Here is a 7,699-nt window from a genome sequence, read left to right as displayed (position 1 = left end):
CGCGGCGCCGGTTGGGGGGGGGCGCGGGTTCCCCCGGGGCGCGGGGGGCCCGCGCGGGTCCCCCGGGCTTGCCTCGCCTCGCCCGGGAGGCCCCGGCCCTCCAGGTAGATCTTGCCGGAGGCGGCCTCGGTGTAGAGGTCGCCCTCCTGTTTGCCGCCGACGGTGATGACCCGCGGCGCGACGCCCGCCCGGAAGAGCCGGTAGGCCCGATCGAGGCGGGCTTCGAAGACCGAGGACGGAGTGCCGGAGTACTGGGCCGCGCCGAGCACGACGATGGCGTCGGCGGGACTGTAGTCGTCGATCCGGGCGACCTGCCAGACCCGCACGGCCGTGCCGCCGACCACGATCAGGGTGATCAGGATCGCGCCTGCGACGCCACGTCTGATCCAGCGCGCCAGGCCGGGGCCGAAGCCGCGTCGGAGACCGGACTCGTGGGTCGAAGCCGGTTGGGCGCGTGGGGCTGGCGAGAACACTCCCCAAGTTTGCCAGGCTCGCGGCCCGGCGACCCGGCTCGTCGCCCGGGGCGGCGGTCACCAGCCGCGGGCGCGCCACTCCTCGAGGTGCGGGCGTTCGGCGGACAGCGTGGTGTCGTCGCCGTGGCCGGGGTACACGGTGGCGTCCTCGTAGCGGTCGAAGATCTTGGTCGTGACGTCGGTGAACAGCGAGTCGAAGGCCTCCGGGGAGCGGGTCTTGCCGACGCCGCCGGGGAACAGCGAGTCACCGGTGAAGATGTGGGTGCGGCCGGTGGACTCGGTGAGCACGAGAGCGATGGAGCCGGGGGTGTGGCCGCTGAGGTGGATCACGTCGAGGGCCAGATCACCGACGTCGACGGTCCGGCCGCCCTCGAGCAACTCGTCGGGGGTGACCGGGAGCGCGTCGGCGTCCAGCGGGTGCGCGGCGGTCGGCGCCCCGAGCACACGGGCGACCTGCTCGAGTCCCATCCAGTGGTCGCGATGCTGGTGGGTGGTGACGATCAGGCGGACCTTGCCCGGCATCTCCTGCTCGACGAGTTCGAGGATGCGCTCGGGTTCGTTGGCGGCATCGATGAGCACGGCGGCGCCGGTGGCGGCGCACTGCACGAGATAGACGTTGTTGTCCATCGGCCCGACGGACATCTTGACGATGCGCGCGCCGTCGAGGTCGCGTTGCTGGGGGTTCTCCCCGGGGGACACGTGGCCGGTGTACGGGCGGTCGATCGTGATCACTCCGCCGATGCTATTGCACGCCCGGCCGGGAGCCGGGCTATACATTCGTCTCATGTCGTCAGCGTCGAAGTCCCGTGGCCGCCGGATGTCCCGCGTGGTCCTGGGTGCCCTGCTCGTACTCGCCGCCTTCCTGGGGTCGGGCCCCGCCTTCGCCGAACCGCCCGCGCGCATGGGCGACTACGTGGTGGATTCGGCCGGGGCGCTGACGGGTGAGGAGGCCGGGCGGGTCCGTGCCGCGGTCGACCGGCTCTACGACGAGCACCGGGTCCGGCTGTGGGTGTACTACGTCGAGGATTTCGGTGGGATGACGCCGCAGCAGTGGACGTCGCGGACAGCGTCGGCGTCCGGTTTCGACGCCCGCGACATGCTGCTCGCGGTGGCCACCGGCGCGCGCGAGTACTGGCTCGACGGCGACGCGCCCAGCGGGGTCACCGAGCGCGAACTCGACACGCTGCTCGCCGACAAGGTCGAGCCCGCGCTGCGGCAGAGCCGTTGGGCCGAGGCGGCGGTGCTGACCGCCGACGGCATCGGCGCGGCCAAGACCGGCGGCGGGGGCAGCGCCAAGGGGCTGCTGATCATGGCGCTGGTGGTGCTCGGCGGACTCGGCGGGCTGGTGTGGTGGTCGCGCAGGCGCGGCAAGAAGCGCGCGGCCGCCGAACTCGCCCAGGCCAGGGAGATCGACCCGAACGACACCGCCGCGCTGGCCGCGCTGCCGCTGGAGGCTCTGCACGCGCGCTCACGCGAGGTGCTGGTGGAGATCGACGACGCCATCCGCGCCAGCGACGAGGAATTGCAGCTGGCGGTCGGCGAGTTCGGTGAGACCGCCACCGCGCCGTTCACCACCGCGCTGAACAACGCCAAGGCCGCCGCCGCGCAGGCCTTCCGCATCCGCCAGCAGCTGGACGACGACATCCCCGAGACCCCGCAGGAGCAGCACCGCTTGCTGATGGAACTGCTCACCACGGCCGGGCGCGCCGACAGCGAGCTGGACGCGCGGGTCGCCGAGTTCCACGCCATGCGCAATCTGCTCATCGACGCCCCGAACCGGCTCGACGGCCTCACCCGCGACCTGGTGGAACTGACCGGCCGCACGCCCGCCTCGAAGGCCGAGCTGGACCGGCTCGCCGCCGCCCACCCGGCGAGCGTGCTCGCCCCGATCGCAGACAATGTGCGGATGGCGGGCGAGCGGATCGCCTTCGCCGAGGAGAACATCGACACCGCGCGGAAGTCGCTGGCGCTGCCGGTCGGTCAGCAGGGCGGCGCGGTGGCGGCGATCCGGTCGGCGGAGAGCGCGATCGGGCAGGCGCGGACACTGCTGGACGCGGTCGACAACGCCGCTTCCAACATCCGGCAGGCGCGGGACGGGCTGCCCGCGGCGCTGGACGAACTGCGCAAGGACATCGACGCCGCGGCGGGGCTGGCGGAGTACGGCGGGGCCGAACTGGCGGCAGCCGTCACCGCGGCCAGGCAGACCCTGGACAGCGCCTCGGCCCAGGCCGACAGCGATCCGCTCAGCGCCTTCCACGCGGCGATCTCCGCCGACGCCGAACTCGACCGCGCGACCGCCGCGGCCACCGACCGCAAACTGGCCGCCGAGGATCTGCGCAGGCGCTTCGAGCACGCTCTGATCGACGCGCAGACCCAGGTGCGCGCCGCCTCGGACTTCATCAGCACCCGCCGTGGCGGCGTGGACGCCACCGCGCGCACCCGCCTGTCGGAGGCCCAGCGTCATCTCGACGCCGCGCGCGGACTGGCGAGCGGCGACCCGGAGAACGCGCTCGGCCACGCCAGGACGGCCGCCGATCTGGCGGGCCGGGCCCTGCGCGAGGCGCAGATCAGCGTCAACGCCTGGGAGAAGAACGCCAATCCGCTCGCCGGGCCGGGCAACAGCGCGGGCGCGGTGCTGGGCGGGATCATCGTGGAGGGGATGCTGCGGGGCGCGGTGGGCGGTTCGACGCACCGCTCGGGCGGTTACCGGCCTCGGTCCTACGGCGGGTCACGTGGCTCGTTCGGCGGGTCGAGCGGGTCTTCGAGCCGGGGTGGGCGCGGCGGACGATTCTGAGCCGGCAGCCCCAGGGAGCCGAGCCCGGCGGGTGCGGCGGCGGAGCCCTCCGCCGCGACGGCGGTGACCCGCGGTGGGGGGGGGGGGGGGGGGGGCGGGCCGCCCCCGGCGGGCGGGGGGGGCCGCGGGCGGGGGGGGGGGGGCCCCCCCCGCCCCGGGCGGGGGGGGCCCCGGGGGGGGGGCGGCCCCGGGGGCGCCCCCCCCGGCCCCGGGCCTCGAGGGTGCCACCCTGTTCGGGCTCGACGGCACCACCCGGTCCGGTCGCCGTGGCGTCGGCCGGGATGGCTTGCGGAGGGTCTGCGGCGCGGCCGCCTACCGGGCTGTGCCTCGCCTGCTGGGCCCTCGCCTGCTAGACATCGATGGGTTCGCTCGCCAACGTGGACAATTCGCGCGCCACGGTGCGCGGCAGCTCGGCCGCCGCCGCTCCCCCACCCAGGATGCCCACGCACAGACGGTCGGCGAAGGTGTAGACGAGGAAGGTGACCGCGGCGGAACTGCCCGCGGAGGGGCGCGGGTGCGCGCTGACGTACACGATCTCGTAATCGGTGAGCCTCACCCCGGGCGGGGTGGGCAGCTCGGGCACCCGGCCGGTGTTGGTGATGGCGACGTGACCCGCCGTGGAGTGCACGCGCCGGTTGCCGAAGAACTCGGGGAAGTGCAGCACCGACTGCTGGATCACGCCCTCGGCGAGGTCGTGGTTGAGCCGGGTGGCGATGTGCTTGGCCAGGGCGACGAAACCGGTCTCCGGGCCGATCTCGGCGGCCAGCCCGGCGAGGCCTGCCATGTTGGTGCCCTCCTGGGCGGCGACCGGCGGATCGAAGCGGTTGCGGAGATCGACCGGGTAGATGCAGGTCAGCGGCATGGAACCGCGTGCGGCGCCGCCCTTTTCGACCTCGTTGCGCCCGGCCGCGTAGGCGCGCAGCAGGGCCGCGGTGACCAGGCCGTTGACGCTCACGCCGTAGTGCTTGCCGACCGCGACGATGTGGCGGGTGGAGGCCTCGTCGAGCAGCACGCGCTCGGGGCGTGCCATGGTGGGCGGGCCGTCCACGGTGGGCTCCAGCGGGATCGCCGACTCCGCGGGCGAGAGCGGCGCCGTGACCTCCTCCAGCCCCGAGATGGCGCTGCGGCGCGCGCCACGGCGAACCGCGTAGTACTCCAGCGACTGCGGAAGCTCGTGCGGGACAACGGCGGTCGCGCCGTCGGTGACACTGTCCGGGTGGACGCGCTCGGTGTAGTGCTGCCACAGCCGGACGAACAGGGCGATGCAGTGGCCCGCGTCGGCGACGGCGTGGTGCACGAACAGGGTCACCCGCGAACGGTCGTCGCCGGGGATGATGTCGAGATAGGCCAGCTGGTGTCGCGGGTCCATGGGCTCGGGCGGGATTCGCACCTCGTCGACATCGCCCGGCCGCACGAACGCGCCCTGGTGGCCGATGGGGCGCAGCAACCAGCCGCCGCCCGCGCCGTCCTCGCCGATTCGGCAGACCAGCACCGGATATTCGCGTTGCAGGGCGGTGAAAGCCGCTCGCAGCGCGTCGATCTCGAGCTCACCCCGGACGACGACGGAGCGCCCGGTGTACGTGCCGTGCCGCACGAACCGCGCCTCCGACGGCGCGAGCTCGCGCACCACGACATCTTCTTCCCACACATCGAAGAGAGTGCGCGTATCGCCGCGCGGACGCAAGCGGAGATCGTGCTGTGTGGCAGTGTTGTGGCCTCGATCAGGCAGTGGACGGGGAGTGCGTCAGACTGGCGGCATGAGTCTTGCCGCACGACTGGAGGAACTCGGCCTGCCGATGGTCGAGGAACAACTACGACACCCGACGGTCGCGGGGATCGCCGCGGGCACCCTGCCCGACGAGGTCTTCCGTTCCTGGCTGGAGCAGGACTATCTCTACCTGCTGGATTACGCGCGGGTCTTCAGCCGCCTGGCCTGGCAGGCCCCGGACGCGCATCTCGGCGATCTGGTCGACCTGGCGCACTCGACGTTGCACGACGAGCTGGCGCTGCACCGCGGCCTGGCCGCGGAATTCGACGCCGATCTGGACAACGCGGTCAAGGGCGGGCCGTGCGCGGCCTACACCGCCTTCCTGCTGGCCGCGGCCGCCGACTACGGCGACGGGCTCGCCGCGCTCTACCCGTGCATGTGGGGTTACTCCACGCTGGGCGCGCGACTGGCCGCCGCCCCGCCCGCCGACCCGCGCTACCGGCGCTGGGTGCGGACCTACTCCGATCCGGCCTTCGCCGATCTCACCCGCCGCTGCGCGCAGATGCTCGACGAGTCGGGCGCGGATCCGGCTCGGGCCGAACGGTTCTTCGTCGAGGGGATGCGTCACGAGCTGGCGTTCTGGGACGTGCCGTGAACGAGTAGCCGATATCCGGGGGCTCCGGGGACGCGAACGCCCGCCACCGGCACACGGAGACGGGCGTCGGCTCGGTGCGACGTCAGGCGCCGACGAGGCGCTGGGCCAGGTAGCCCTCGACCTTGTCCAGGGCGATGCGCTCCTGGGCCATCGTGTCGCGGTCACGGATGGTGACCGCCTGGTCCTCGAGGGTGTCGAAGTCGACGGTGATGCAGAACGGGGTGCCGATCTCGTCCTGGCGGCGGTAGCGGCGGCCGATGGCGCCTGCGTCGTCGAACTCGACGTTCCAGTGCTTGCGCAGCTGGGCGGCCAGGTCCTTGGCCTTGGGGGTCAGGTCGGCGTTGCGCGACAGCGGCAGCACCGCGGCCTTGACCGGAGCGAGGCGGTAGTCCAGGCGCAGGCTGACGCGCTCCTCCAGATTGCCCTTGGCGTTGGGCACCTGGTCGACGGTGTAGGCGTCGACCAGGAAGGCCATCAGCGAGCGGGTCAGGCCCGCCGCGGGCTCGATGACATAGGGGATGTAGCGCTCGTTGGTGGCCTGGTCGAAGTAGCTCAGCTCGGTGCCGGAGTGCTCGGAGTGCGTGCGCAGGTCGTAGTCGGTGCGGTTGGCGATGCCCTCCAGCTCACCCCACTCGCTGCCCTGGAAGCGGAAGCGGTACTCGATGTCGACGGTGCGCGTCGAGTAGTGCGACAGCTTCTCCTTCGGGTGCTCGTAGAGGCGCAGGTTCTCCGGGTCGATGCCGAGATCGGTGTACCAGGCCAGCCTGGCGTCGATCCAGTACTGGTGCCACTGTTCGTCCTCGCCCGGCTTGACGAAGAACTCCATCTCCATCTGCTCGAACTCACGGGTGCGGAAGATGAAGTTGCCCGGGGTGATCTCGTTGCGGAAGCTCTTGCCGATCTGGGCGATGCCGAACGGCGGCTTCTTGCGCGCGGTGGTCTCGACGTTCTTGTAGTTGACGAAGATGCCCTGGGCGGTCTCCGGGCGCAGGTAGTGCAGGCCCTCCTCGTCGTCCACCGGGCCGAGGTAGGTCTTGAGCAGGCCGGAGAAGTTGCGTGGCTCGGTCCAGGCGCCGGGCTGGCCGGTCTCCGGGTCGTTGATGTCGGCCAGGCCGTTGGCCGGCGGGTGGCCGTGCTTCTCCTCGTACGCCTCGAGCAGGTGGTCGGCGCGGTAGCGCTTGTGGGTGTGCAGCGACTCGACCAGCGGGTCGGTGAAGGTCGCGACGTGGCCGGAGGCCTCCCACACCTGGCGGGGCAGGATGACCGAGGAGTCGAGGCCGACGACGACCTCCCGGCTGGTGACCATCGTGCGCCACCACTGGCGCTTGATGTTCTCCTTCAGCTCGACGCCGAGCGGACCGTAGTCCCACGCCGACTTGGTGCCTCCGTAGATCTCACCGCACGGGTAGACCAGACCCCTGCGCTTGGCGAGGTTGGCAACGGTGTCCACCTTCGACTTGGGTGCCACGCGAGATATCTCCATCCACTGCGAGTCGGATCAGTTCATGATGCATCCAATAGTGTCCGTCACATCCAACGGACCGCCACCAGCCTATCCGTAGCTGCTCAGGGCCCGAACACCCACGGCACCCATCGTCGACGCCCCCGGCGCGGCGCGTCTCATTTGACATGCGTAAACGCGCATATCAAAATGGAATCGCTTTCCATTAAGGAGATGGTCCCATGACCGCCGACACGGCTGCCGCGCACACCCCGTACCGCTCCCCCGGGCCCGCCCAGGTGCCCTCCCGGGCCGTACTGGAGGACGCCGGTGAGCTGTTACGCGCGCTGGCCGCGCCCGTCCGCATCGCCATCGTGCTACAGCTGCGCGAGTCGCCGCGCTGCGTGCACGAGCTGGTCGACGCGCTCGGCGTCACCCAGCCGTTGGTGAGCCAGCATCTGCGCATCCTCAAGTCCGCGGGCGTGGTGCACGGCGAGCGGTCCGGGGGCGCGGGGGTGGACGAACTAGGAGACCCCCCCCAAGCGCCCCAACTGGTCGACCCCCGGGGCCCCCCCGCGGGGGGGTGGTCAGGGGGGGCGGAAACCCCCCCCCCCCCGAAGGGCGCCGG

At 72.1% G+C, this 7,699-nt stretch carries 6 protein-coding genes and 1 pseudogene; 3 read left to right on the top strand and 4 right to left on the bottom strand.

The window, feature by feature from the left end; translation table 11 throughout:
• The coding region (locus tag QH283_RS11430) for a YdcF family protein (protein ID WP_432420710.1) at positions 1–473 on the bottom strand (473 nt) is incomplete at its 3' end.
• A 57-nt stretch (positions 474–530) separates the two neighbouring features.
• Complete coding sequence (locus QH283_RS11425) at positions 531–1,250, bottom strand: MBL fold metallo-hydrolase (RefSeq protein WP_280502983.1); 720 nt, start codon at positions 1,248–1,250, stop codon at positions 531–533.
• 7 nt (positions 1,251–1,257) lie between these two features.
• Between QH283_RS11425 and QH283_RS11420 the strand changes: the two genes are divergently transcribed.
• Positions 1,258–3,267: a TPM domain-containing protein gene (locus tag QH283_RS11420; protein WP_280502982.1), complete on the top strand. Its 2,010-nt coding sequence runs from the start codon at positions 1,258–1,260 to the stop codon at positions 3,265–3,267.
• Between the two features lie 349 nt (positions 3,268–3,616).
• On the opposite strand, the gene QH283_RS11415 is transcribed toward QH283_RS11420, so the two are convergent.
• A complete protein-coding gene (locus tag QH283_RS11415) occupies positions 3,617–4,915 on the bottom strand; it encodes a phthiocerol/phthiodiolone dimycocerosyl transferase family protein (protein WP_280502981.1) in 1,299 nt (432 codons plus the stop codon).
• A 109-nt stretch (positions 4,916–5,024) separates the two neighbouring features.
• Here QH283_RS11415 and QH283_RS11410 point away from each other — a divergent pair, with 109 nt between their 5' ends.
• Positions 5,025–5,630, top strand: coding sequence for a TenA family protein (locus QH283_RS11410; protein ID WP_280502980.1), 606 nt, complete (start codon positions 5,025–5,027; stop codon positions 5,628–5,630).
• Between the two features lie 82 nt (positions 5,631–5,712).
• Here QH283_RS11410 and QH283_RS11405 read toward each other — a convergent pair whose 3' ends face one another.
• Entirely contained in the window at positions 5,713–7,113 is a 1,401-nt protein-coding gene (locus tag QH283_RS11405) for a glycine--tRNA ligase (RefSeq protein ID WP_432420709.1), read from the bottom strand.
• A 200-nt stretch (positions 7,114–7,313) separates the two neighbouring features.
• Here QH283_RS11405 and QH283_RS11400 point away from each other — a divergent pair.
• A pseudogene (locus QH283_RS11400) lies at positions 7,314–7,631 on the top strand (ArsR/SmtB family transcription factor); the annotation flags it as partial.
• Positions 7,632–7,699 lie beyond the last annotated feature (68 nt).

This window comes from Nocardia farcinica, assembly GCF_029867845.1.
GTDB lineage: Bacteria > Actinomycetota > Actinomycetes > Mycobacteriales > Mycobacteriaceae > Nocardia > Nocardia farcinica_A.
This window is presented reverse-complemented; position numbering and strand designations above follow the sequence as displayed.

Excerpts from the sequence above, each read along its gene's own strand:
- QH283_RS11405 (WP_432420709.1), bottom strand. The coding sequence starts at position 7,113 with ATGGAGATATCTCGCGTGGCACCCAAGTCGAAGGTGGACACCGTTGCC.
- QH283_RS11410 (WP_280502980.1), top strand. The coding sequence starts at position 5,025 with ATGAGTCTTGCCGCACGACTGGAGGAACTCGGCCTGCCGATGGTCGAG.
- QH283_RS11420 (WP_280502982.1), top strand. The coding sequence starts at position 1,258 with ATGTCGTCAGCGTCGAAGTCCCGTGGCCGCCGGATGTCCCGCGTGGTC.
- QH283_RS11425 (WP_280502983.1), bottom strand. The coding sequence starts at position 1,250 with ATGTATAGCCCGGCTCCCGGCCGGGCGTGCAATAGCATCGGCGGAGTG.